We start from the raw sequence: 25,799 nt of genomic DNA on the forward strand, positions 1-25,799 counted from the left end.
CTCCCGCGGGATCTTTGGAACAGCTCTTTTATCTGAGTGCCTATTATTGGTTAGGGAGGGTAACGCCCTTTGGTTCAGTAACTTCTTGATATTTGCGCAGGATAGAAACTTCTACGCGGCGGTTCTTGGCCCGTCCGGCAGTTGTGTCATTTGGGGCGATTGGATGGTATTCCCCGTATCCGATAGGACTGAATTTAACGGGATTCAGATTCGGATTCAGCAGCAGGATTTTCATGAAATGCAGTGCGCGGTCTACGCTGAGGTCCCAGTTAGATGAGTAGCTGCTATTGGAAATTGGAATATTATCCGTATGCCCTTGTACAAGGACGTCATAATCAGGAAATTGCTGCAGCATGTTCGAGATTGATTTGGCAAGCTGGCGGGAATCATCCTTTACGTCAGCCTGTCCTGAAGCAAACAGGGCGTTGTCGCTGATGGTAATCATCAATTGCGATTGATTCAGCTTTGTGCTGAGCAAATCGGTCAGCCCGTTCTTTTCAATATATTGATCAAACTGCTTTTTTAGTTTCTCCAGATCCTCTTGCTCTTTCGCCCGCAGCTTGGCCATGTCGGATTTGCCGGTATTCTTATCAATAACACTGTTCATTTTATCTTGCTTACCCTGATCAAGCTGGGTATTTGTCGGGGCATCGGAACGATATTCCAGAACACCGCCACCCCCGTTGAGCGCAGAGCTGAAGGCATCAGCCATTTCTTCAAATTTCTTGGCGTCTGTAGAACTCATGGCATACAGGACGAGGAACAGCGCCACCAGAAGCGTCATCAGGTCGGAATAGGGTAATAGCCAGGATTCATCGGCATGCTCTTCGTGTTCTTCATGTCTAGTCTTTTTGCTCACTGGAGCCGCCTCCCTTTTCGATTAGCTTAACGCGTTCAGAAGGTGTCAGGAAGACGGAAAGCTTCTGATTGATAGCGATTGTGGATACTCCGGATTGAATAGAGAGCAGACCTTCTACCATCATCAGCCGGATTTCAATTTCACGCTTGGAAATTCTTTTGAGCTTGTTGGACATAGGATGCCACATTACATAACCGGTGAAAATACCGAGCAATGTAGCAATAAAGGCTCCGGCAATTGCGTGGGTCAGAGAGGCCATATCTTCCATATCCGCCAGAGCGGCAATCAGCCCGATAACAGCACCCAATACCCCTAGGGTAGGAGCGTACATCCCCGCTTGTGTGAAGACCAGGGCTCCGGCTTTATGTCGATCTTCTGTAGCATGAATATCTTCCATTAACACATCGCGGACAAATTCCTGGTCGTTGCCGTCGATAATCATCCGCATACCGTTACGGAGGAAGTTGTCTTCGATCTCATCGACCTTGGACTCCAGTGCCAACAGACCTTCGCGCCGGGTAATGGAAGCCCATTCCATGAACATTGTAATCAGTTCAGCTTTGCTGACCAACTTTTTCTTAATAAAGAGGATCTTGAACAGCCTGGGTACATTCTTGACCTCCGACATGGGAAAGGCCACAAAGATTGAGGCAGTCGTACCAAGAAAGATAATGACATAAGCTGCCGGATTTTCCAAGCTGGTAAGCGGGGCATGCTTGAGCATCATTCCCCAGACAACTGCGATGAGACCAAATACTAAGCCTAGTAATGTTGAAATTTCCATTTATGCACCTCGTCCATGAGAATTAAGAAGTGATCCGTTCAGACCGCATATTTCATCCTTGAACAGCGGCGGGACACCCTGCACGTAACCAAATCACGTATATTCTTATTTATCGACAGCATTCCGTTTTTTGTGAAGTCATTTTTTCGGCTATAATGATAAGGTAAGTTATTATTCATCTGTGAAGAAAACGGAGTGATACACGTGGGTGTGAAACATGGCAGAGATTACAGCGAGATTCTTAGTGATTTGACAGAAGCAGTCGGACGTATTTCTGATGGGTATGTGTTTTTTGAGATGGAGCCGGATGAATGGCAGGAACTGCCGCAGGAATCCAAGCTGGAGGTATGGGAAGCGCTCGCAGAGGATCTGTTCTACGCGCTGGGCAACGAGCCTGTTATCCAGGTAGGCAGTGGTGTGGTTATCTATGACAAGGAGACGCACCGTATCAATATTTTGCTGGGTGAAGAGGATTTGGCCTCGGTTGTACTCGTTTAGAGCAGCAGAACAGCAGAGTAACGGGAGGACGGTTTGCCCCCTGTCTGCGGCCCGTGGTAAAATTGTAGATGCCGAGTACTATTTGCCGGGATCTTAGAATACATTAAACCGAAAAAAAGCCTTCATCCTGGCGCATCCCTTGGACTTTACCGAAGCTGAGGGATGTTTTGTTTAAAGGATATGGGAAGCTGGGCTGTACGGACTTTACGGCTAACTTAGTAAGGGAGGAAACAAATTGCATTTTACGGAGGAAGAGCTGCGTGAGCAGGTAAGTAAGCTGGAGGGTTGGAAGCTGGAGCCGAATATGATGGTGCGCAAATATATGTTTAATGAATATATGAAGGGTATCGCCTTTGTGGATGAGGTGGCCGCGATCTCGGAAGCCTTCGATCATCATCCGCATATTACAATTGATTACAAGACGGTAATTCTGCGCTTGTCCGCAAAAGAAGAGAGCGGGCTTGCCGCGCTAGAGTTCCGCCAGGCGCATGAATTTAACGAAGCTTTCGATAAAACGCGTTAGGCGCAGGAGAAACCGACCTATCATAGGAATGGATATAAAAATGCCCGTGCAAGGATGCTCTGAATATCCTTTGTACGGGCATTCTGTATTTTTAAGGTCAGGTTTATTTCTTCTCTGCAAGCCACATGGCAACATTGGCAATCTCTTCGGGAGCAAGCTTATCCTTGAAAGACGGCATTTGGCCGCGTCCCTTCGTAACAATGGTGTAGATTTCTTCTGCGTTATGCTGGCCGCCTTCCTGCTGCAGACTAGGGCCTAGACCGCCCTGTAGCTGATCACCGTGGCAGGTAATGCAGCTTGCCTGTACAATCGCTTCGGCGCTTGCGGCATCCAGTGTGACTTGCGGCATCGTCGGGTTATTTTCTTCGGCGACCTCTGCTTTGCCGGGTAGTGTGAACAAGAGCACTACCGCAAAGGCACAGGCTGCGAAAAACAAACCGCCCATGATCCATTTCTGCATCTTCATCCGTCCCCTCCATGTAAGCTGCTTCCTACATTATATAGGATGGTGAAGCGTTATCATAGCATTTGTGTCAAAAAAGTGGACGATTTCAACACTGAAATTTTCAATTTAATGGGACGTTGTGTTGTTTATCATAGACCATGCAATAAAATGGCTTATTTCCGGTTGGAGTAAGGCGTTCATAAGTATCCGTGATCATGAAGCCGCATTTTTGGTAGGTTCGGATCGCCCGCTGGTTCCAGGTCAATACTTCCAGATCAATCTCCCGCTCGGGATAACGCTTCAGCGCGGCCTGAACGATGGCTTCCATGAAAATGTGGCCAAGACCGTGTCCGCAAAGTTCGGGGCGCATTCCAATACCCAGCCTGACGACACCCTCCATCGGAAACAACTGCGCAAAGCCGCAAAGGATGCCTTGCCCGTTGACCACGGAAACATACTGGTCTCTGCGTAGCTCTGGATCGCCAAATTCAATGCCAAGCGCCTCCATTTGGGACCAAGGCATCCATTCGTAAATATTATAAGGCGCTTTGTAATTCCATGCGGCGATATCTTCGGCATGGCTGATCTCCATGGGAACTACATGGAATGTAACGGGGGAGCTAATCATAAGGCCACCGGCCTCCTTTCATGGGGAGCAACAGCACTAGCTATACCTAATTATATCCATAACTGGCCTGATTCGACTCAGAAATTTTCTGAAAGGCGGAAACTTGACAAAGTAGTAAAAATATTTTATAAAATGGAGGAAATTTGGGGGAGATTTATGTTTTGCGGATATTGAGAGGGGTAAGTAATTTTATAGACAAAAAAAACAGGCCCCCTCCAGATTTCGGCAAAAATCATGGAAGAGTGCCCGTTTTACGACAACTTATTGCACGTCATCATTGTCTTGGGAATCAGAAGTAACGGATTGGTAAGCATCTGTACTCATGATCCGTTTGGCGCCAACGTAGCGGTTGACGTAGTAGCTGTCACTCATCGTGCTGATGGTTACACCACGGGAGGATGAAGCATGTGCGAATTTGCCCTCACCGACATAAATGCCGACGTGGGATACACCTTTACCGCTTGTATTATAAAATACAAGATCTCCCGCTCTCAGATCATCCCGGGAAATGGCAGTACCCATTTGGTATTGGGAACCGGATTGGTGTGGCAAATTGATACCGATCTTATCAAAAACGTACATTGTAAATCCGGAGCAATCAAAGCCGTTGGTCGATACACCGCCGGATACGTATTTACTTCCGATGGTCTTGTCGATGACTTTATCCATTTTGGAATCCGCGAAAGCGCTTCCTGCTCCGATGGTAAGCATAATGGAAAAGCTAAGTACTGCTGCTGCTAACTTCTTCTTCAAAAGTGAATACCCCTTCCAAATGCCTACGAGGTTAGCTTAAGGGTTCGGTTGAAGGTCCCCTATGACCCCTCTGTGAATAGGAGGTCAATTCACCCAAAATCGGTTCCCCCGTTTCCCTAATGGTTAGGGAACTCGGCATGACTGTTGATTAGGATTAGCTTGTTAACCAATACATGACAAAACCTTTGTAAAACCCGATTCAATAATTACAAAAATGTTACTAAAAACTCACTGCGATAATTGTAACAAAGACTTCGCCAGTTGGCAATCACTTAAAACATATTAATGCATAATATTTACGCTTTTTAAGAGTTATCTTTGCTAAAAAGGTCTTATATTTACGCGCTGAGTAAGCTTTAACTTAGATTTGTTGGGATTTTTAGTAAAAAGGTGTTTCACAGACCTCAAATACGTGTAAAAGGTAGAATAAGGAAGACAAAAAGGAAAAACCCGGAAATGATTACGGCAATAATCAGTTTCCGGATCTCTATAAGTTACAATTATTTATTGGAGGATGAAATTCCTGAGGGATGTCAATCGTAAGCGATAGCTTTGTAAGCTGTTGTGCTCATTACTCGTTTGGCTCCAACGTAGCGGTTGGCCCAGTAGGATTGACTCATTGAACTGATAGTTACACCACGGGATGAAGAGGATTGGGCGAATTTTCCGTTGCCGACATAAATGCCGACATGGGAGACTCCATTGCCAAGGGTATTGAAGAATACCAGGTCGCCGGAACGGAGGTTATTCCGTGATACGGCGGTTCCAACGCTGAATTGTGCTTTGGAAGTGCGGGGCAAGGTAAGGCCAACATTCTTAAATACATATTTGGTGAATCCAGAACAATCAAAGCCGGCAGTGCTTATGCCTCCGGTTTTATACGTCGTTCCCAGTGTTTTTGTAATAACCGTATCCATTCTGGAGTCGGCGAAAGCGCTCCCTGCTCCAAGCGTGAACACCATCACTAGCCCTAATGCTGCTGCGGTGCATTTCTTCTTAAAATTATGACTTTTCAAAAGATGTACTCCTTCCAAGGCCTGCGAGGTTAGCTTAAGGATTCGGTAGAAGGTTCCCCTATGACCCCTCTAAAGCGAGATCAATTCACCCAAAATATGGTTCCCCCACTTCCCGGTGCCGGGAATTTGGCGTTTTATGCACCGAAACAGTGACGTATCGACAAGGTTAAATGCTTAAAGGCACATTCATTTACTTCAAATTAGTTTCAAAAGATTACAAAGTTGTTACTACTGGTACAGGCATCATTGTACCAGAGGATTTACAGTTTTGCAAATACCCTAAATCACGTTGTAACCAAAAGAAGAGTCCCGCCCTTTATCTGGGGCAGTGACTCTTCTATTATGCCAAGGGACTGGCGTAATTATTGTGGAAATGTTTTGCTGCACCAAAGGTGATACTGCCCCGCTATGCTCCACATTTTGAACAGCGTTGAGGGAAGCGGTGAAAATTGCCGGAACAGCAGTGCGGGCAGGCCTGGACAGAAAAGTGCGGTCACTCCGGAGAGCAGCAGCAGAAGCAGGCCGCCGGCGCCGAACAGTGCAGATATACAGGTGGAAGGGAGGATTACCCTAAGGCCAACCAGCAAGGAAGAGAACATGCCTGTTCCTCCGGTGAAGCCAAACTGCATGTACAGCAGCAGAATGCGGATCAGGTAGAAGTACAGGAGCCAGGCCAGAACATAAGGAACCAGTCTCAGCAGCAGGGTATAATCGAGAATACCGCTGAGGAGAAGCCCGTACATTTTGGGGAGAAGCCAATACAGCGGTGCTGCGGCCAGAAGCCATTCCGCTAGACTGAACAGCAGTACGGGGAGTCCGTAAAGCTTCATTCCGGGAAAAAAGAACATTCCCCGCTCCCCTTTGCGCTCCTGGTGCAGCTCATGCAGCAGCCCTGCACGGATAAAGGGGGAGCATAGCAGCCGTAGCGCTGAGAGGGCCAGCAGCAGCCAGAGCCAGCGCAGCACCCCGGGGTCTGTGCCCAATGCAGTCTGTCCTTCGATATAATACAGCAATCTGCCTATTCCGCTGCCGCCGGCGTGTGTATCGGGATAACGGAGCAGCACCGGGATGAGGGCTGACCTGACGAATCTGTACAGGAAATAGCCCCAAAGCAGCCGATAGATAAAAAGCAGAATCAGAATATAAAATTGCTCTTTCATGCTGTACCAGCCGCGGGTTATCGATCTTTTCACAATCCTTCACCTCACCAGACAAGAGTTCCGAGCAGGGTTTCAAGCAGCTTCGTTGCACTAAGCGTCCAGCGGGAGAGCGTCTTTCGCTCCAGCTCCGCCAGTCTAAAATTGTTGAGATGCTTACTCTCCAGCAGAATGGAGTGATCCGGATCAATCTCTGCGGACAAAAGAGGCGCTTTGTAGGCTAGCTGAAAGGTGGTTTCCTTCTCTGTTCCATTCCAAAACTGCTGGACGGTATAGCCATCCAGGAAGGTGAACTTTATCGGGACGTCACCATACTGATTTCCTTTATTGCTGACCGCTACTGAGCTTTCGTAACGGGCATTATCATCGCCGCCCTCTTTTTTAGGGTCAGAGATTTTAATATGATCAATCGAAAAATCCGGAGAACCGCCGCTGTATACATATTGGTCGAAGTAGGCTTGCCAGGATTTTTTGGTCACCTTCTCCACGATTTTCTGGAAGTCAGCGGTAGAAGGATGCCGGAAGCGGAACTTACGGGTATAGGCCGCCATTAGGGTATCCATCGTCTTGGTTCCGACCTGCTGTTCGATATCCTTCAGCACCAGCTTGCCGCGGATGTACACATTTCTGGCATAGGAATCGGCAGGAGTGTATTTCCAGGTTTCCAGGTCAAGCGGCTGGGAGGATGTCACCAGGCTGGCCTGCAGGACATGATTGGATGATACCCCATACTCCTGCTCCATCAGCCTGTCTTCGGCGTAGGAAGTGAAGCTTTCGTCCAGCCAGGCCTCCTCGAATTCATTGCTGGCTAACATCCCGTAGAAATATTGATGGCCGATCTCATGAATGACCGTGCGCTCCAGAGAGGTCCCTGGAGAAGCCTCAGCTGCGCCAAAAGCAGTAACCAGTGTGGGATATTCCATCCCGCCGGCGCCGTTGCCCTCTTTGGGAGGTACGACGATGGATAATGTAGAGTAAGGATAAGGTCCGTACCATTTGCTGAAGTTGGTCAGGGCGGCCTTCGCTGCCTGGAAATAACGCTCCTGCAGATGTTTATGCAGCGGGTCCAGATAAAGCTTGATTCTCACGCCAGGTACATGGTCTGTAGAGAAGGCCTCCTCGGCTACCACAAAGTCCGGAGAAGCGGCCCAGGCGAAGTCATGTACATCATCCGCATAAAATTGGTACACCTTCTGATCTTGCTTCAGCTTGGCGCTCTTGACCGGGAACCCGCTTGCGCCAACGATATAATTGGGGGGGACGGAGATGGTTACATTGTAGATACCGAAATCGCTGTAAAATTCGGATGTTCCGTGATATTGGTGCAGATTCCAGCCTTCCTCTTGTACACCCCGGGTACCGGCAGGTTCATAGACGCTCAGTTTGGGAAACCATTGCCCGGCCATCACGAAATTGCCGGCGGAACCCATGCGGGCGAATATTTTGGGCAGCTTAACTTCAAACTGGACCTTAAGCGTTACGCTTTCCCCTCCGTTAACCGGCTGCGGGAGATGCACCTTTACGAGTGTCTTGTCATTGACATTGCCATCATCAGGCTGCACATATTGCAGCCGCTGCATGAGCGAGACTCCCTCCGTAGTCCGGAGATCGGTCAGGGTCATGCTGCCAAATCCGTTCGCTGGCATGGCATCACCCCGGAGTTCGCCTCCAGATTCTTTCATAAACGTAGTATCCTCAGAAGCAAATGCGTTTGGATAAAGATGAAAGTAGAGTTCTTGTACCGGTTTTAGGCCCGGGTGAGTCCAGGTCACCGTCTCTGTGGCTCTTAGAGAGGTGGTGTCCGGCAGCAGCTGCACGTCGATATGATACTCCACTACCCGCTGGCTTAACGCCTTCGAGACCGGAAGGGGAGTGCTCTCGGGAAGAACGGGCTGCACGGCTTTGGGCTTAGGCAGGGCAGCGGGGGACTTGGCCTCTTTTTGAACAGCAGCAGTTAGAACGGCAGGGCTGTGCTCTGCACCATACCCTGAAAGGACCCCTATTCCCCCTCCCAGCAGAGTGAGGGCGGACAGGGCCGCAAAGACGATAATGTACCTTAATGACAGTGGCTTCATAACTGTGATTCCTCCCGTGACAAGCATCTACGGGATGTATATGTTTGCATTCGCCGCATTATTAGCTAAAATTAAATTATTAGTGAAAGGAAAGGATGTGCACTTGTGGATAACGTACAACCGGAGGGCAAGAAACAGATTGCCTTAAATATTGTGAATGCCAAGAGCAAACATAAAGGCTTCGGCGCAGGCTCCATTGATTTGAACAATGTATCGCCCGTTATTATTGACGGCGGTGAAGCAGTTATCGATATCGGTGCCATGCATGCCAAGAGTAAGGTAGAGAAGGGGATTAAGTTCTCCATGAACCGCGAGGATGTGCCGGCGGGCAGACAGGTCTGGGTTGTCTGGGTAGCTGTAGACCGTACGGCGGAGGGCCAGTTCTACGGGGGCATTACCGCTTGCGAGATGTGGATTGATACAGAGGCACGGCGCGGCTGGAAAATTCTTGCCGATCATGTGAACAAGCTGGATGCTGCTCTGAAGCGGAAGATCATTCTGGAGGGGCTCGGTACAGTGGAAAGAGCGGCGCTTAAATCACTGCTGATTTCTCATAATGAAGCTTGGTGGAATGCCTCTCCGGAAGAGCTGAAAGCGGCACTGTCGGAATAGGAGATGTCCCCTGCAACATACTTTGTTTCAAGCTAAAAGGCTTGGCCCTCCCGAAACGGGAAAGGCCAAGCCTTTTGAATGCTCATGAGGGATGAATCAAGATGTTTGTGTTCATTTATCTGCCTGCTGCATTGATCTTGCGCTTTAGCTGGCTGACTCTGGCCTGGCTGATGCCAAGAACCTCGGCAAGCTCCTTCTGGTTGGCATACGGATGGTCCGCGATGGCCTTCTCGAGACGCTGGCTCATTTCCTCTGTCTTTGTTCTCCGGCCGCCACGCAGTAATGCAGTGTTGTCTTCAACAGGACTTACCGGTTGCTCTGCCGCATCGGAAACAAGCCCGGGATCTCCCAGCTCTTTGAGGCAGCTGTTGCAAATAAACTGATCTTTAAAGTAAGTTACATGATCAAGGCTTCTGCAAAAAGTGCATTCTGTAGAGGTGTACTTTCTGAGCACAATAATCTCTTCATTCAGAATGAAGAACTCGATAGGATCTCCAATGTCAATATTACGTGTCATGCGGATTTCTACGGGAACCACAATTCTACCAAGACTGTCTAAACTCCGGATCATGCCTGTATCTTTCATCTCATGTCCCTCATTTGCATCTTTATATTTTTGTGTGGATATCTATGATTATAACAGTAATTGTAAGTTAAGAGAACGGGGGAAACGCATACATTTATAGGAATTTGGCGAATAAAGGGATGAAAAACCTCTGCCTGCGGAGGTCCGCTAGCAGAGGCTGATTAGGGTTCATTATTTTTTACCCAATTCCGGGATACCGAAACAGGCAGGGAAATCTTTAAACTCTGAAAGAGCTGGCCTGCTTATCATTTACCGAAACGTAAGGATTGTTCCTGAGATAGAAACGCCAGGGCAGCTCCGCATACTCTTCAGCATAGGGAATATTGATGCGGGGAGCCTGTACAATATCAAGAGCTTCGGGGCTTGCGCCCTGCTCCAGCCAGAGCGGCCCGCCCGGTATGTCCAGGCGGATTTCATTCAGGCTTTTGTCGATCCGCAGCGCCCGGCAGAGCTTGCCCGGACCGCCCGACAGGTCGGACGGCTTCTTGATGCCTATGCCCCGGTAAGATGCCATCCGCTCCGCATCGGCGGGAGTGAGCGGCTCCACCGCGCGGATTAATACCGCATGCGGATTGTCTTGCGCGGCGGTTACCACATTGAGGCAGTGGTACATACCATATATGAGATATACATAGGCGGTGCCGCCGGAGCTGAACATTACTTCGGTTCTGGCGGTGCGGCGGCCGCCATAAGCATGGCTGCCTTTGTCTTCGGCGCCTCCGTAGCTTTCCGTTTCCACGATGCGGCAGCGTATATCCCCGTCTTCCGTGCGCCGGACCAGATGCTGGCCAAGAAGAAGCGGCGCGGCCCTAAGCGCTGTATGCGCATAGATCTCCGGGGACAGAAGTGGAGAAGAAGGGAACGCTTCCCTGCCGCTGGCAGCGTTATTCGCATTCATAGATTGATGGCACCTCTCCCTGGCGAAGCAGGGCTTAAAGCCTGTGCTTCTGCCGTTCATTGGTCCCATCGTAGCGCAGACGGGGCAATGGCTGCAACAAGGATCAGTTCATCCACCAGCGTTTAATGTCGCTCCACAAGGAATGTTCATCCTTGGCAGGGACTGCGCTGTCCTTTGATCCGCCGGATGGAGCGGTGTCTTCGCCTGCACCATGCTGGTCACAATATTCCGTAGGTTCTGTACCGCTGATGAAGGTTTCCAGCTCCTTCTCGGGGCAGGCGGCTGTGGCCAGCTTGCCGGATTGCGGGTTAATGTACACGCTGACTACGCCGTCGGGAATCGGAAAAGTTTTTGGCGGGACATTTGCCAGCGCTTTTTCCGTGAACTCCGCAAAAATTGGCGCAGCCCGCCTTCCGTCAGACGTGGCGATTTCACGCCCTTTATCATAGCCCACCCAGACTGCGGTAGACAGCTCGGGGGTGAAGCCGACCATCCAGCCGTCGGTGTCAGTGGTGCCGGTCTTGCCGGCCACGGGACGTTTGATAACGGAGGCAACACGATTTCCCGTACCGCCGCTCTCGAATACACCTTCCATCAGCCGGGTCAGCACATAGGCCGCTGCCGGCTCGACAACCTTTTGCCCCTGGCCCTGTGGAGCTTCATAGAGCAGATTGCCTTTGGAGTCAGTAATCTTGAGGATAGCCGTCACAGGCAGCTTAGCCCCTCCGCCGCCAATCACCGCGAAGGCTGAGGCCATCTCCAGCGGACTGACCGGCGAGGTGCCGAGCGCTAGTGAGGGCACGCTTTGCAGCGGGCTGCCGATACCCATATTAGCGGCCATTTCGGCGACCTTATCCGCCCCTACCTTCATAATGGTATTCACGGCATAAATGTTGTCAGAGGCGGCAATCGCCTGACGCATATTGATCTCTCCAAGATATTTGTCGCCAAAGTTGCGGGGCTGATAGGTTTTGCGGTTATTGTCGTAATGGAACAGCGTCGGCTGGCTGTTAAAGACAGACAGTCCGGTCATCGTCTTGGACGAGAGTGCGGTCAAATACATAATTGGCTTAAAGGAAGATCCCGGCTGGCGCGTTGTGGCCAAGGCATGGTTGAACGGGTTGGTGCGGTAATTTGTGCCTCCGACCATCGCTTTGATATAACCGGTGCGGGGGTCGATGGAGACAAGGGCGGTCTCCAGCTCACTGCTGCCGTCCATTCCTTTATCGACAGCATCCTCTGCCGCCTGCTGCATATCGGAATCAAGGGTGGTATAGACTTTCAGCCCGCCCTGGTCCAGCTCATCGCTGCTGATATGGAGGGTGTCGATGACAAGACTGCGCACATAATCGCGAAAATAAGGTGCGGCTACAGTGGTGTCCTTCTGACCCTGAGGCTTGAAATTCAAGCCTTCCCGGGCTGCCGTCTGGGCCTCCGCATCGGTAATATCGCCTACATTGGCCATCGCAGACAAAATGATGCCCTGCCGCTTCTTGGCATTCTCCATATGCGTATACGGCGAATAGTAGGTCGGGCCCTTGGGAATCCCGGCAAGCATGGCGCTCTCGGCCAGATCCAAATCCGCCGCAGCTTTGCCGAAATACATTCGTGCAGCCGCTTCAATGCCGTAGGCTCCATGTCCGTAATAGATTTCATTTAAATACATGTTCAGGATTTCGTCTTTACTAAACTTCATCTCAAGCTGCATCGTATATAAAGCTTCCTTCGCCTTACGGGTCCAGGTCTTCTCATGGGTCAGATAAAGATTGCGCGCAAGCTGCTGGGTCAGGGTGCTGGCCCCCTGCGTGCGTTTGCCCGCCTCCAGATTGACGAGTACAGCCCGGGCCATACCTTTTAGATCAAAGCCGGAGTGGTCGTAGAACTTACGGTCCTCCACGGCCAGTGTTGCCTGTATGAGCAGCGGAGAAATCTCTTCCAGCTTTACAGGGTCCCGGCTACGTCCATCGTTGGTGAAGGTGGCCAGCACATTGCCCCGGGAATCGAGCAGCTTGGAGCGGATATCATCTCCGATCGGAGGAAGGTCTTTCTGATATAGATAGCCGATCAATGCCCCGGAAGCGAGCAGCAACAGTACGGTCATGACGGCCAGCAGCCGGAACAGCCCGCGGAAGCGGTGTTTCTTTGCCTTGGGTTTATCAGAATCGCGCGGCATGGCATCAGGCTCCTTCTTTATAAATATCTAAATTATAGGAAACGACAGCTGTATTCTTTTTTCCTCATTAATTTTCATTATGGGGAAGGATGGGATCAGATATTCAGGAGACCTGTACTTTGCATCAAAAGAGATAAGAGGGAGCCGTTTGAAGACGGTGACCAAATTGTCTTCTTTTTGTGATTTTCTCTGGTGGATCGAGCAGCGGCGGGGGAGTATAACAGAGTAGTGTTTACTGAAAAGGGTATATATCTTACAGGAGGTGTTCTCATGAATTGGACCCATAAAATACATCACACGGCTTTAACGCTCCTCTCGGCGGGCCTTTTGGCGGTTTCCGGCTGGGGAGCATCCGCTTCACCGGCGCAGGCAGCGTCAGCACCGGCACCTGCCTGCGGCAGCGGTGATCACGGATTGTTGCAGGAATTGCAGGCGAAACTGAGCAGCACCCAAAGCGCACCGCCCAGCTTTAACGATCTCCAGTTTCTGAGCGCAGATACAGGCCGGGCGGCAGGAAACGGCTTTATGATCGGTACGTCGGATGGCGGCTGTCACTTTCAGGAGATCTACAAGGGACAATGGAACTTCCGCCAAATGGATTTCCCGGACAACGTCAAAGGTTGGGCGCTGGCTTCAGTTCAAGATGGTTCAGCGGTCTATCTGATTACAACCTCTGACGGAGGCTCTACCTGGAAGAGACTTTCGGACAAGGCGGTAACTTTTGAGCGAATCGATTTTACAGACAGGATGCACGGCTTTGGGTACAACCGGACCTCTACCTACTACACTGCGGACGGCGGCCTTAGCTGGAGCAAGATCTCAACACCGGCCAACACGAGCGGCGCAGAGTTCAGCAGCCGCAGTAACGGTTGGGCAGTTGTAACTGCACCGGGTTCCGGCTACCGGATCATGAAGACTACGGATGGCGGCTCCACTTGGAAGCTTAGCCTGAAGTCCGCCTTTGACTATCCTGAATCAGGACGAATCTATGCGAAGGGTGATCAAGTATACGCCTTGCTATACGGGGGGAGCGGTATGTCGCAGACCTCTTATTCACTGTATGCCAGCGGTAATAAGGGCAACAGCTGGCGCAGAGTAATTGCCGAGGATTCGGCTGGTGGCGGACCTGCGCCGGGCAGCGGCGCCGAGCCGCTCAAGACTGGACCAGCTTCCGGGAAACCGGGCAACATGCAGCTGGTCGGCAACAGCACCGCTTTTCTGTTCGGCTTCTCTCCGGCGGGAGAGAAGGTAGCCGTTGGCAGGACCTATAACAGCGGCAAGCAGTGGTCAAATCAGCCGGCCATTTCTGGAGTTGACGGAATGATTTCCTTTACCGGCAGCAAAGCGGGCTGGATGGCCATGAAAGGCGTCAATAGTTCCTCCCTGTACGCTACGGAAGACGGCGGTACCACCTGGAAGCTGAAATTGACTTTTAAAGGAACAGAATAATTATCCGGCAGCGGAACCGCTTGGTCCTGCACGAATGGCGGCTCCTCTGGGGGCCGCTTTTGCATTTCGGACATCTAGTTACTACCCCGGGAAAGTGTGTTTTTTTCGCCGGTATGGTAAAATTTTATGTACTTTCTAAGGAAGGCGCCCGGCGTGTGAAAGGGTTGCTTATCTAAACAATCTTGATTAATCATTAGGAGGACTTCCAATATGGCTTTTCGCGTATCTGCTGTGCAATATCATCTGCATACGATCTCTTCATTTGAGGAGTTTTCCGCTCAATGCGAGCATTACATAAAGACAGCGGAGGAGTATAGCGCCGACTTCATCCTGTTTCCCGAATTTTTGACGACGCAGCTAATGTCCATAGGTGATGAACAGGGTAAAGCCCTGGGAATTAACGACCTGCCGCAGTTTACCGGCCGTTACCGGGAAATGTTCTCTGGTTATGCCCGGAAGTACGGTGTACATATTATTGGCGGAACCCACGTACTGCGCAGAAATGACAAGCTGTACAATGTGGCGCATCTCTTTTATCCGGATGGAAGAATTGCCGAGCAGGCCAAGCTGCACATTACACCTGCAGAAGTCGAAGGCTGGAATATGGGGGCGGGAGAAGGGCTGGAGGTATTCCAGACCGATAAAGGAACCATTGTTATGCTGACCTGCTATGACATTGAATTTCCGGAAATTGTGCGCATGGCCAGAGCCAAAGGTGCAGACGTGATTTTCTGTCCATCCTGTACGGATGACCGCCATGGATTCCACCGGGTAAGATATACGAGCCACGCCCGCGCGATTGAGAATCAGATCTATGTGGTGCTGACGGGGACGGTAGGCTCCTTGCCGACTGTCGACCTGATGCGCGCCAATTTCGGCCAGGCAGCGGTCATTACGCCGAATGATATTCCTTTTCCGCCGCAAGGTCTGCTCGCCGAAGGTGAAATTAATGACGATATGATCATTACCGCCGATCTGGATCTGGAGCTGCTGTACAGTGTGCGCGAGAAAGGTTCTGTAACGACGTGGCGGGACCGCAGGACAGACCTCTACACAGATTGGAAGTAAGGAGTGGAGCACGGTATGTACTACAAAACCTTTTATGCTTTTGACGAAAAAATCCCGGTGCCTGCGGTTATCCGCCAGTATACCGAAGACGATTTTGCCGAGCTGATCACCATTCAGTCCGAAGCATTTCCGCCGCCTTATCCTGCTGAATTATGGTGGAAGCGGGAGCAGCTGCTGAATCATGTGACGCTTTTTCCGGAAGGCGCGCTCGCTGTGGAAGTGAACGGGGAACTGGCTGGCTCGGTGACAGGGCTGAAAATCAATTTTGAGCCGGAGGGTGAAGGGCTTCATCATACGTGGTCGGAGGTTACAGCAGACGGTTATATTACCACGCATCAGCCGGATGGAAATACGCTGTATATCGCCGATCTATGCGTACGTCCCAAATACCGCAAGCTGGGACTCGGCAAGGAACTGGTGCAGTCGCTGTATCACGTTGTGGTAGAGCAGAAGCTGGAGCGGCTACTGGGAGCGGGAAGAATGCCCGGCTATCATCTGCAGGCTTCCCGGATGCCGGCGGAGAAGTATCTGGCCGAAGTGGTTGCCGGCATACTAACTGATCCTGTGATTACCTTCCTGCTGCGCTGCGGGCGGACGCCGGTCGGGGTCGTAGCCGATTATCTGGATGATGAAGAATCGGGCAATTTCGCAGCACTGATGGAATGGCGCAACCCCTTTGTTGCACGTGTATGAAGTCGCAGTGAATTCATAACCGGATGGAGGAGGAAATGGAAATATGGAATATATAAGAATCACCGATATTGGGGACCCGTTGTTCAGACAAGTACATCAATTGCTGGCAGAGGTGTTCCCGCCGGAGGAAGTGCTGGAGTACAGCTTGTGGAAAGCGCCGCTTGAAGATCCCGGGATTCGCGTATTTGCCGCCGTCCATGACGGAGCTGTGGTGGGCACAACGGAATACCGTTATTATCCGGACTGGAATGTGGCAATGACCGACTTCACCATCATTGGCCGGGAGGGTCTGGGGATCGGGCGTTTTCTGGCCCGGAACCGGCTGAAAGACCTGAATAAGCTTGCTGCGGATAGCGGCAAAATGCTGTACGGTATGTTCGCAGAAATCTACGATCCTTACCGGGCGCAACATCATGAGTTTGGAGGCGTTAAGCCGATGGATCCGTTTGTACGCCGTGAGGTGCTGTCGCACTTAGGCTATAAACGTCTTGATTTTCCTTATGTACATCCCTCGTGGATGGGCGACGGGGAGGCGGTAACCGGACTGGATCTTTGTTTCATGCCCGCAGATGAGGAGCAGGACCGGCTGGATGCATCTTTGGTTGCCGATTTCCTGACCCGCTATTATGCTGTGCTGGAGGATAAGCCTGAGGCCTGGCTGTCCATGGTGGAAGGTCTGCGTGCCCAGGATAAGCTTGAACTGCTGCCGCTTTAATTATTCCTCATGGCGAATTAGCCATTGAATTGCTCTCTTGAACTGGATATAGTGTACAATGGGAAAGCGAATATGACTTTGATTAAATATAAGAAAGAATAAGCGAGGAACACGTGATGGCTGAAGTACAGTCCGACAAATACGGTGTTTCCGTGACACTGGAAAGCCTGCAGGACGGGCAGCGAAATGTTGTAAAAGCAGCCGGAGAAGTTACTGCCAGAGGGCCGCAGCTATATATCCGTTATGAAGAATCCAGTCAGGGCCCGCAGGGCGAGGCTGTTTCCGTCCGCACTACCATAAAGATTTCAGACAGCGAGCTGAAGCTGATCCGTCACGGCGGAATCCAGTCCGAGCAGTCTTTTGCGCCGGGGCGCCGCCTGCCGGGATTCTACCGTTCCCCTTACACACAGTTCAATCTCTCTACAGAAACGCGGAAGCTGGACATGGTCCGGAACGGGCGGTCGCTGACGGTTTCATGGGAATATGACCTGTACGTTTACGAGGAGTTATCAGGACAGTTCGCGATCAGTTTGCATATACAGGAGGAACCACAATCATGACACAAAGTTCAAATCCGCTTCAGCTTGCCAATGAACGGGTGAAAGAAGCCATCGCCGATGCAGTTGTTGCCGCAGGCCTGGTGACCAGAGAAGAGCTTCCCGCTATCGTGCTGGAAGTGCCGAAGGACAAAGCGCATGGCGATCTGGCAACCAACGCCGCAATGCAGCTTACCAAGATTGCGAAGCGCAATCCGCGGCAGATCGCTGAGGCGATCATTGAGCACCTGGACACAGGTCGTGCTTCTATTGAAAAAGCAGAAATTGCCGGACCGGGATTCATCAACTTTACTTTGTCCAAGAGCTACCTTTATCCGGTAATCGCTCTTGCCCACGAGCAGGGTGACAACTACGGCCGCATAGATATTGGCCATGGGCAGAAGGTTGAAGTGGAATTCGTCAGCGCGAATCCTACCGGCAGCCTGCACCTGGGGCATGCCCGCGGTGCTGCTGTCGGCGACGCGCTCTGCAACGTGCTGGATTATGCCGGCTACAAAGTAACCCGTGAGTACTATATCAACGACGCCGGCAACCAGGTGGCCAATCTGTGCAAGTCGATTGAGACCCGCTACCTGCAGGAGCTGGGCCAGCCGGCCGAAATGCCGGAGGACGGCTACCATGGCGAAGACATCAAGGGATTTGCCAAAGAGCTTGTGGCTGAGAAGGGGGATTCCCTGCTTGCGATGACTCCGGGGGACCGTGCCGCTTTCTTCCGCACTTACGGCCTGACCAAGGAGCTGGACAAAATCAAACGCGACCTCGGCCGCTTCCGCGTCAACTTCGACATCTGGTTCAGCGAAACCTCGCTGTATGAGAATGGACAGGTGCTGCGTTCACTCGATGAGCTGCGCGACCGCGGAGAGGTATATGAGCTGGACGGGGCAACCTGGCTGCAGACGACCAAATATGGCGACGACAAGGACCGCGTATTGATCAAGAACGACGGAACCTATACCTATCTCACGCCTGATATTGCTTACCACAGCGATAAATATAGCCGCGGCTACGATAAAATGATCAATATCTGGGGCGCTGACCATCACGGCTACATTCCGCGGATGAAGGCGGCGATGTCGGCCCTTGGCAACGATTCGGAGAAGCTTGTGGTGCTGATTGCCCAAATGGTCAGTCTGTTCCAGAACGGCGAAAAGGTCAAAATGTCGAAACGTACCGGCAAAGCGGTTACGATGGAAGACTTGATGGAAGAAGTTGGACTCGACGCGATCCGTTATTTCTTCACGATGCGCAGTATGGATTCGCATCTGGACTTCGATATGGACCTGGCAATTTCCACGTCCAATGAAAATCCTGTATTCTACGTTCAATACGCGCATGCGCGGATCTGCAGCATTTTCCGCCAGGCGGAAGAGCAGGGCATCACATTGCCGGATTACGCCGATATCGATTATACGAAGCTGACGGCAGCTCATGAATATGACCTGCTCCGCAAAATCGGCGAATTACCGGCGGAGATTGCCATTGCTGCCGAAGGCTATGCGCCGCACCGCCTGATCCGCTACGTCTACGATCTGGCTGCGCTGTTCCACAGCTATTACAAAGCCGAGCGCGTGATTACCGAGGATGCCGCACAGACCGTGGCCCGTCTCGCCCTGCTGGGCGCTGCGCGCACGACGATTGCCAACGTGCTGCGCCTTGTCGGTGTCACTGCGCCTGACCGCATGTAGCTGCAGCTTGCGCCAGCAAACTTAAAAGCTCCGTCTTCCGGTGAAAGGAAGGCGGAGCTTTTTGCGTGAGGCAGTACCGGCGCCGCCGGGTCCTGCCTTGAATAACACCGGACCGGGAACCGCCCGCAATCTGGGCGGCCCCCGGTCCGGGCTGGTTGCAGGCCCCCGTGCCGGAGGGGCCTGCTGCTGCGTGCCGCCGCAGAGCGCAGCGGCGGCATTTGCCGCCCGTTGCCTACGCCTTTGCGGCGGCGGCAACGGGCTTAGCCCGTGCGCCCGCCCGCAGCAGGCGCAGGGCATCGGCCGCGCCGCCGCCCAGGGAAGCGCGGCGCTGGCCCTTGCGCAGCCGCACCGGCGAAGCCGTGCGGCGCAGCAGCAGCTTCAGCTCGCGCGGCGTAAGCGACGGCCGCAGCGCGAGCAGCAGTGCAGCGGCACCGGTGACATGCGAGGTCGCCATGGAGGTGCCGCTCATCTCTTTGTAGCCCTCCCTCAGCCAGCAGGAGGGCACGCTTTCGCCTGGTCCGTACACATCGATGTACGGACCGCGGTTGCTGAAGGCCGCTACGCGGTGCCTTCTGTCCAGGGCGCCGACGGCGATCGTCTCGGGGTAGCGGGCGGGATAGTCCCCGCCCCGTTTGCCGTCATTGCCGGAGGAGGCGATGATAGCGATCCCGGCCCGATAGGCCTTGATCACCACATCATGAAGTGCTTTGCTTCTTGTTTTCATCCCGAAGCTCATATTGATAATGTCGATCTTGTTCTGTACACACCAGTCGATTCCAAGGACAATATCCGACACATAGGCCGAGCCGCTGTGGTCAAAGGCTTTGACCGGATACACCAGTGCCCGCGGGGCTACGCCCATCATTCCGCGCGTGCCGCCCGCTGCGGCCAGTGTACCGGCAATATGAGTGCCATGCCCGTTATCATCGAGCGGCAGCATGCCGCGGTGCAGCAGATTCACACCGGAGGCCAGGGAATGCTTCAAATCGGGATGGCGGTAATCGGCCCCCGTGTCAATGACGCCTATTTTCACATGCACTCCGGTTGATTTGGACCAGGCCTGGGGAGCATGTATCGCCTTCACCCCCCATGGCATGACGGCGGTTCCGCTCTTGTCCGGGGACGCGGAGTGGACCTGTATCCGCAGGTCATCTTCAATACGCAGCAAATCGGAGAATTTATCCATCAGTCTTTCTGCACCCGCAGCAGGCAGAAAGAAGGCCCGAATCAGCGGGGAAACCTGAACCTGCCGCAGCCCGGGCCGCTTTTTCTTCAGCGCCTTCCACTGTGACAGCGCTCCGGCATACTGGCGGGCATCGTTAAAGGTAACAATACGCCGCTCAGTAGTATTTTTGGGGGCAGCCGATATCTCATCAAGCAGCATCTGCCAAAATCCGTAATAGTCCATAAGTTATACGCCGTCCCCTCCTCGGTGCCGTGCTGCCATATTGTATGAAAGAAGGCGGACGTCCGAATGGGAACTTGCCCTTTTTTAGCGAAATGGGCTGCCCATCGTGTCAAAAGGCGGCGCTTCACATAAAATAAACGGAAGAGATCTAAACCTCTCTTTGCAACATCCCGTAAGGAGCCGATCCTTGGCGTGGATACAGTCATGCGCGGAGGAATTTCCTCCGCCTTTTTTAGCAAATAAGGAGTATGAGCTTGGCGCTATACTTTCTTCATATCTTTTGTACAGAACCGGCTGTGTGTCTCTTTCAAAAAAGAAGGTTTATCACAGATTTCCTGGCGCTGGGACAGCCGGGTACATATGATCAGATCGAACTGCTTTGTTCGTGCCCGTGCAAGCAGTGGCTGCAACATCCGAAAGCGCTTCAAACCTTCCGGAACGCCAGAAACAAATCTCCATACCAGGACCGCAAAGCGAATCTTCCGGCCTCTCACCGCAATTGACTTGCAATTTGCTGGCAAATAGGTTTTACTTAGGTTTGTTAATGGATATGATAAATTAAGTATGATTTGTAAAGTGAACAATGCGTGAGAGGAAGTGTCCTTTAGTGAGTACGCCACTCAATTTAAAGCTGGACCCTGAGAAAGTTAAAGAAATACCGATGGTGGACCTGGCTTTCCTGGTGCTTAAAGCAGCCAACACACCTTTTTATTACCGTGACCTGATGGTTGAAGTAGCCAAGCTGCGCGGTATGACCGAGCAAGAAAGCCAAGATACTATTGCCCAGTTATATACCGAGATTAACATTGACGGGCGTTTTGCCTGTGTCGGAACCAACCTGTGGGGGCTGAAACGCTGGTACCCTCTGGAACGCTCCGATGATCCTGTCGGCAACACCAAACGCGTTCGTATCATCAACGATGAAGACGACGATTTGGAAGATGATGATTTTGCCGAAGAAGAAGAGAACTATGCTGCTGAGGAAGAGGACTTCGACGTTATCGACGAAGATCGCGACGACCTCTATTCAGACGACGACAGCGAAGAAGAAGTTGACGAGGATGTTGTCATTGATGAAGATGACATTGACGAAGACGAAGTGGATGAAGATGACTCCGAAGACGGCGAAGGCGAAGATGCCGACGAGGACGAGAACGACGAATTTTAGAATAGTGCGCTAGGGCAGAATTCCTCCCTTGACATGGGTAGGACCGTCAGAGTAAACTATTGCATGGGCTTATAATGAACGTTAATATTATTTTCTAAAATAAAAAGTGCCCCGGCTCTACGGGTGTCACTTTTTTGTTTTTTTAGATGGTTTTTCCGTGATTGGATGAACGCATCCCTGGTTTTTTGGGATGGCAGAAGTAACTTTTAAGTTCCCCGTTTTGATGATGGAAAAAAGGGTTACGATAAACAAATGCGTCGCCTGAATTTCTGGACTTTATTTAGGAGGGTTTTACAGTGACAAAGTATATTTTTGTAACGGGTGGCGTTGTGTCTTCCCTGGGCAAGGGCATCACCGCTGCTTCGCTGGGCAGGCTGCTCAAGAACAGAGGTCTGAAGGTGACGATCCAGAAATTTGATCCTTATATCAATGTAGACCCTGGAACTATGAGTCCTTATCAGCACGGGGAAGTATTTGTCACCGATGATGGTGCGGAGACTGACCTCGATCTTGGACACTATGAACGGTTTATTGATATCAATCTGTCAAAGAACAGCAATGTGACGACAGGTAAAATTTATTCCTCCGTAATCAGCAAAGAACGGCGCGGGGAATATTTGGGCGGCACGGTTCAGGTTATTCCTCACATCACGAATGAAATCAAGGAACGGGTATACCGCGCCGGCCGCGAGACTGGTTCTGATGTAGTTATTACCGAGATCGGTGGTACTGTGGGCGACATTGAGAGCCTTCCGTTCCTGGAAGCTATCCGTCAGATTAAGGGTGATATTGGCCGGGAAAATGTAATGTATATCCACGTAACCTTGATTCCTTATATTAAGGCTGCGGGTGAAGTAAAGACAAAGCCGACACAACATAGTGTCAAGGAGCTGCGCAGCATTGGGATTCAGCCGAATGTGATCGTATGCCGTACGGAATATCCGCTTTCTGAAGACATGAAGGCCAAAATTGCCTTGTTCTGTGACATCGACGCCAATGCAGTAGTTGAGTGCCGTGATGCTTCCACGCTGTATGAGGTTCCGCTTAACCTGCGTGATGAAGGTCTGGATGAGATTGTGGTTAATCATTTGAAGCTGACTACACCTGCGCCGGATATGCGTGAATGGGAAAGCATGCTGGAGCGGATCCAGAAGCTGGAACACACCGTGGAGATCGCTATTGTCGGCAAGTACGTTGCTTTGCATGATGCATATCTGAGTGTGGTGGAGTCGCTTTCGCATGCAGGTTTCGCAGCCAATGCGGAAGTGAAGCTCCGCTGGGTGGACGCCGAGATGGTGACCGACGAGAATGTGGACGAACTGCTTGGCGGAGTAGGCGGCATTCTGGTGCCAGGCGGCTTTGGTGACCGGGGGATTGAAGGTAAAATCTCCGCAATCCGTTATGCCCGTAAGCAATTGATCCCGTTCTTCGGGATTTGCCTGGGAATGCAGGTTTCCGTTATCGAATACGGCCGTTCCGTGTTGGGACTGGCAGGGGCGAACAGTTCGGAGATTGATCCGACTACATCGCATCCGCTGATTGATCTGCTCCCTGAGCAGAAGGATATCGAAGATATGGGCGGCACCATGCGTCTTGGATTGTATCCTTGCAAGCTTTTGCCGGATTCACTGGCTATGTCCTGCTATGATGATGAACTGGTCTATGAACGCCACCGTCATCGGTATGAGTTCAATAACGCCTACCGCGACGAAATTGAAAAAGCGGGTCTCGTGATCTCCGGGACTTCACCTGATGGACGTCTGGTGGAAATTGTGGAGCTTCCGGGTCATCCTTGGTTCCTGTCGGTACAATTCCATCCGGAATTCACTTCCCGTCCGAACCGTCCGCAGCCGCTCTTCCGTGAATTTGTCAAAGCTTCGCTGACTCATTCCGAACAACTGTAATTCATATGTCAAACCGGCCTTCACGGGCCTTTGAAAGCCTCCATCTGGAGGCTTTCTTCAAAATATAAGCGTACTATGTCAACAAGCTAAAACTGACTATAAAAGCAACTCAAACACACCTAACTCTTTGTTTTCCAAAAAATAGTTAGCAACTGACGAAGAGCGATGGACAGAACCGGAAGGTCTCGAACTTGAAAGGAAATAGCCTCGTGTTCAATCCTGTTATGCAATCTGGCTGAGTGCAGATCGAGATCTAACGTACAATTCGCATTAACAGGACGAGGTGGATAAGGCTTATTTACGAGGTCTGGGCCTCTAGAATTTAATCCGATCTTCCCTCAGTCCCAGACCCACCGGTTCAGTCATTTCAGGCTTGTTCAGGCAACATCCAGCGTAATGAAACAGCTAAAACGGAGCTTCTTATTGATCTCCTTGGCAAACGGACAAGAGGGCTTGGTGGAGAGAAAGGGCTTCTTGTCACGTAGCATCGCAAATGCAATTTTCAGCATCTTATTCCCCATAGCTACAAAAATGGAGCGAGGATGCTTCCCGCGGCTCTTTAACCGCTCGTAAAACGGTTTGAGATCCGGGTTATGCAGGCAGAGGCTTCGACCGGCTAAGTAGGCAACATAGCGCAAATGAGAGTTCCCTTGCTTGGAAATTTTTCCATAAGATCCGGCACTTCCGCCCGTTTGCTTAACGACGGGATTCGTTCCTGCTTTCTTAATCAACTGTCCGGCATGAGTGTAATGGGACACATCGCCAATCTCAGCGTAGAGCTCGGCTGCAGTGGAAACGCCAAGGCCTGGAACGGTAAGTAAAACCCGCCCGTCGGTCTGAAGCAAAAGGGCTTCGATCTCCTGCTCAAGCGTATCGATCTTAGCGTCAAAGGCGCGAAGATCCTGCAGCTTCATTCGCAGCAGAAGGAGTTCGGGACGAAGCGTTTGTTCGTCAGATGAGAGCGACTCCGCAGCCACCAGAAGGAGCTTGCGAATCGCAGCGACTCGAAGCTTCAGGTTATGCTGGATGGACAACCTCCGGAGTCCCGTTTCCCCCAGCTTACAAATCGCAGCAGGATGTGGATAGTGCTCCATGAAGAAAAGGGAGGCCTTTCCCCAAAAGTTGCTAAACACCTTGATTTTCCGAGCCCGCCCATTCTGATGGTCGGCATAGCCCTGAAATTCGCGCCAAACGATGTCCATGAGTGTTCGGATTTCCATCCGCAGAGTGGAGCGTTTGCGGATCTCCGAGCGTCTGGCCCGGGTGAGAACATGCAACTGCCGTTGAAGGCCCTCGGCCAAACGAAACTCGGTGGCTTTATTGCTCTTCAGCGCATGAGCGATAGCGACTAGATCGAGGTCATCGGTTTTACACCAGTTCAGCGCACTTGCCCGCTCTTCGAAAGTCGTATACGCGTTGAGAATCTGGACGAGGTAGCCTTGCTTGGCCATTTCTCTAACGATATCTTCATAGTAATGGCCAGTAGCTTCAATTCCTAAAAACAGGCGTACGGCCCCAGTGGAGGCCACCGCTTGTTCGATGGCATGGTATAGAGTCTGCATGCCGGATTGATTGACGGAAAAGAAAAAGGGTTTTGCAAGGATGTCGCCGAAATAATTGCAGATCAGGGCTTTTTGGTGGAGTTTGGCCGCATCGATAGCAACGATGAGGACCTGCTCCAGGTTAACACCCCGTAGTTGTTGACTGAACTTGGTTCCCTTTAAGCCTTGAATGTGTAGGGATTTCCCCATGCGACTTCAACCTCCTGTGGTAGGGTAGGTACGATTGAAGCTCTTTGTCAGGTGCTTCTTTCTTCGATAGTCGCTGGGGATTTTCCTTTTCTACAAGGATTATATATTACGCCAGAATTTATATGCTACACGCTATAAATTATCCTTCTATTTCTCGCTGAAACGGATACCGTCCTTTTGAGGACGGCAAAGCCGTTTTTTTTAGTTATAAGGGTTTGAATACCTTTTCTGCTGTTGAGAAATTTAATTTTTATAGTTTTGAATTTACCATTCCCGGGTAGTCAGTGTTTAACCATTATATGGATTGTATTTACCCATTTTATCCAATTAGCAGGATTTTGGCTGTAAAGCACGAATTATAGGTTTCGTATAGACTAAGTTGTAGTGGGCCGTT

At 51.2% G+C, this 25,799-nt stretch carries 24 protein-coding genes and 2 riboswitches; of the genes, 11 read left to right on the forward strand and 13 right to left on the reverse strand.

The genetic code is table 11. From position 1 onward, the window contains the following. Window positions 1–43 precede the first annotated feature (43 nt). Window positions 44–859 carry a flagellar motor protein MotB gene (gene motB / locus H70357_RS00470; RefSeq protein WP_038584499.1) on the reverse strand — a complete coding sequence of 272 codons (816 nt, stop codon included), beginning with the start codon at window positions 857–859 and terminating at the stop codon, window positions 44–46. After that, a complete protein-coding gene (gene motA, locus H70357_RS00475; protein ID WP_038584502.1) occupies window positions 843–1,643 on the reverse strand; it encodes a flagellar motor stator protein MotA in 801 nt (266 codons plus the stop codon). The genes motB and motA overlap by 17 nt, the downstream gene beginning before the upstream one ends. A 204-nt stretch (window positions 1,644–1,847) precedes the next feature. On the opposite strand from motA, the gene H70357_RS00480 reads away from it, so the two are divergent. Both H70357_RS00480 and H70357_RS00485 read left to right on the forward strand, forming a co-directional pair. Then, a complete protein-coding gene (locus H70357_RS00480; RefSeq protein WP_038584505.1) occupies window positions 1,848–2,141 on the forward strand; it encodes a hypothetical protein in 294 nt (97 codons plus the stop codon). Between the two features lie 235 nt (window positions 2,142–2,376). Next, on the forward strand, window positions 2,377–2,664 hold the full coding sequence (locus H70357_RS00485) for a 4a-hydroxytetrahydrobiopterin dehydratase (RefSeq protein ID WP_038584508.1): 288 nt from the start codon (window positions 2,377–2,379) through the stop codon (window positions 2,662–2,664). Window positions 2,665–2,767: 103 nt separating this feature from the next. Here the strand turns inward: H70357_RS00485 and H70357_RS00490 are convergent, their stop codons facing one another. The 6 genes from H70357_RS00490 to H70357_RS00515 all read right to left on the reverse strand — a co-directional run bounded on the left by H70357_RS00490 (window position 2,768) and on the right by H70357_RS00515 (window position 8,738). Continuing rightward, the gene (locus H70357_RS00490; RefSeq protein WP_038598290.1) at window positions 2,768–3,124 is read right to left on the reverse strand and encodes a c-type cytochrome; all 357 of its coding nucleotides are present in this window, start codon (window positions 3,122–3,124) and stop codon (window positions 2,768–2,770) included. Between the two features lie 106 nt (window positions 3,125–3,230). Continuing rightward, window positions 3,231–3,737, reverse strand: a complete 507-nt coding sequence (locus H70357_RS00495; protein WP_038584513.1) for a GNAT family N-acetyltransferase — start codon at window positions 3,735–3,737, stop codon at window positions 3,231–3,233. 261 nt (window positions 3,738–3,998) lie between these two features. Next, window positions 3,999–4,490, reverse strand: a complete 492-nt coding sequence (locus tag H70357_RS00500) for a C40 family peptidase (protein WP_038584516.1) — start codon at window positions 4,488–4,490, stop codon at window positions 3,999–4,001. A 5-nt stretch (window positions 4,491–4,495) separates the two neighbouring features. Next, window positions 4,496–4,638: riboswitch (cyclic di-AMP (ydaO/yuaA leader) on the reverse strand. A gap of 385 nt (window positions 4,639–5,023) precedes the next feature. Beyond that, a complete protein-coding gene (locus H70357_RS00505; protein WP_052092407.1) occupies window positions 5,024–5,452 on the reverse strand; it encodes a C40 family peptidase in 429 nt (142 codons plus the stop codon). Window positions 5,453–5,509: 57 nt separating this feature from the next. Further along, window positions 5,510–5,648: riboswitch (cyclic di-AMP (ydaO/yuaA leader) on the reverse strand. A 220-nt stretch (window positions 5,649–5,868) separates the two neighbouring features. Then, on the reverse strand, window positions 5,869–6,699 hold the full coding sequence (locus tag H70357_RS00510) for a hypothetical protein (RefSeq protein ID WP_038584522.1): 831 nt from the start codon (window positions 6,697–6,699) through the stop codon (window positions 5,869–5,871). 11 nt (window positions 6,700–6,710) lie between these two features. Next, window positions 6,711–8,738: a M1 family metallopeptidase gene (locus H70357_RS00515; protein ID WP_052091735.1), complete on the reverse strand. Its 2,028-nt coding sequence runs from the start codon at window positions 8,736–8,738 to the stop codon at window positions 6,711–6,713. Between the two features lie 105 nt (window positions 8,739–8,843). On the opposite strand from H70357_RS00515, the gene H70357_RS00520 reads away from it, so the two are divergent. Beyond that, complete coding sequence (locus H70357_RS00520; RefSeq protein WP_038584525.1) at window positions 8,844–9,350, forward strand: YwhD family protein; 507 nt, start codon at window positions 8,844–8,846, stop codon at window positions 9,348–9,350. A 115-nt stretch (window positions 9,351–9,465) separates the two neighbouring features. On the opposite strand, the gene H70357_RS00525 is transcribed toward H70357_RS00520, so the two are convergent. The 3 genes from H70357_RS00525 to H70357_RS00535 all read right to left on the reverse strand — a co-directional run bounded on the left by H70357_RS00525 (window position 9,466) and on the right by H70357_RS00535 (window position 13,007). Continuing rightward, on the reverse strand, window positions 9,466–9,936 hold the full coding sequence (locus H70357_RS00525) for an AbrB/MazE/SpoVT family DNA-binding domain-containing protein (RefSeq protein ID WP_038584528.1): 471 nt from the start codon (window positions 9,934–9,936) through the stop codon (window positions 9,466–9,468). Between the two features lie 217 nt (window positions 9,937–10,153). Then, window positions 10,154–10,834, reverse strand: coding sequence for a DNA-3-methyladenine glycosylase (locus H70357_RS00530; protein ID WP_081965637.1), 681 nt, complete (start codon window positions 10,832–10,834; stop codon window positions 10,154–10,156). A gap of 103 nt (window positions 10,835–10,937) precedes the next feature. Further along, window positions 10,938–13,007 carry a transglycosylase domain-containing protein gene (locus H70357_RS00535; RefSeq protein WP_038584531.1) on the reverse strand — a complete coding sequence of 690 codons (2,070 nt, stop codon included), beginning with the start codon at window positions 13,005–13,007 and terminating at the stop codon, window positions 10,938–10,940. A gap of 270 nt (window positions 13,008–13,277) precedes the next feature. Here H70357_RS00535 and H70357_RS00540 point away from each other — a divergent pair, with 270 nt between their 5' ends. From H70357_RS00540 to argS, 6 genes are all read left to right on the forward strand, one after another. After that, window positions 13,278–14,456 carry a beta propeller repeat protein gene (locus tag H70357_RS00540; RefSeq protein ID WP_052091736.1) on the forward strand — a complete coding sequence of 393 codons (1,179 nt, stop codon included), beginning with the start codon at window positions 13,278–13,280 and terminating at the stop codon, window positions 14,454–14,456. A gap of 210 nt (window positions 14,457–14,666) precedes the next feature. Then, entirely contained in the window at window positions 14,667–15,524 is an 858-nt protein-coding gene (locus H70357_RS00545; RefSeq protein WP_038584534.1) for a carbon-nitrogen hydrolase family protein, read from the forward strand. A gap of 15 nt (window positions 15,525–15,539) precedes the next feature. Next, complete coding sequence (locus tag H70357_RS00550; protein ID WP_038584537.1) at window positions 15,540–16,217, forward strand: GNAT family N-acetyltransferase; 678 nt, start codon at window positions 15,540–15,542, stop codon at window positions 16,215–16,217. Window positions 16,218–16,260: 43 nt separating this feature from the next. Further along, window positions 16,261–16,932, forward strand: coding sequence for a hypothetical protein (locus H70357_RS00555; RefSeq protein WP_038584540.1), 672 nt, complete (start codon window positions 16,261–16,263; stop codon window positions 16,930–16,932). Between the two features lie 116 nt (window positions 16,933–17,048). Then, window positions 17,049–17,492 (forward strand): YwiB family protein, encoded by a 444-nt coding sequence (locus H70357_RS00560; RefSeq protein WP_038584542.1) that lies wholly within the window; start codon window positions 17,049–17,051, stop codon window positions 17,490–17,492. Then, entirely contained in the window at window positions 17,489–19,174 is a 1,686-nt protein-coding gene (argS, locus tag H70357_RS00565; protein ID WP_038584544.1) for an arginine--tRNA ligase, read from the forward strand. Before H70357_RS00560 ends, argS begins: the two co-directional genes overlap by 4 nt. Before the next feature lie 232 nt (window positions 19,175–19,406). Here the strand turns inward: argS and H70357_RS00570 are convergent, their stop codons facing one another. Continuing rightward, window positions 19,407–20,582, reverse strand: a complete 1,176-nt coding sequence (locus tag H70357_RS00570) for a S8 family peptidase (RefSeq protein ID WP_038584547.1) — start codon at window positions 20,580–20,582, stop codon at window positions 19,407–19,409. A gap of 607 nt (window positions 20,583–21,189) precedes the next feature. On the opposite strand from H70357_RS00570, the gene rpoE reads away from it, so the two are divergent. Both rpoE and H70357_RS00585 read left to right on the forward strand, forming a co-directional pair. Then, window positions 21,190–21,750: a DNA-directed RNA polymerase subunit delta gene (gene rpoE / locus H70357_RS00580; protein ID WP_038584553.1), complete on the forward strand. Its 561-nt coding sequence runs from the start codon at window positions 21,190–21,192 to the stop codon at window positions 21,748–21,750. 296 nt (window positions 21,751–22,046) lie between these two features. Then, a complete protein-coding gene (locus H70357_RS00585; RefSeq protein WP_038584556.1) occupies window positions 22,047–23,654 on the forward strand; it encodes a CTP synthase in 1,608 nt (535 codons plus the stop codon). Window positions 23,655–24,031: 377 nt separating this feature from the next. Here the strand turns inward: H70357_RS00585 and H70357_RS00590 are convergent, their stop codons facing one another. Further along, complete coding sequence (locus H70357_RS00590; RefSeq protein ID WP_038584560.1) at window positions 24,032–25,405, reverse strand: IS110 family RNA-guided transposase; 1,374 nt, start codon at window positions 25,403–25,405, stop codon at window positions 24,032–24,034. Window positions 25,406–25,799: the final 394 nt, after the last annotated feature.

Source organism: Paenibacillus sp. FSL H7-0357 (genome assembly GCF_000758525.1).
GTDB lineage: Bacteria > Bacillota > Bacilli > Paenibacillales > Paenibacillaceae > Paenibacillus_AQ.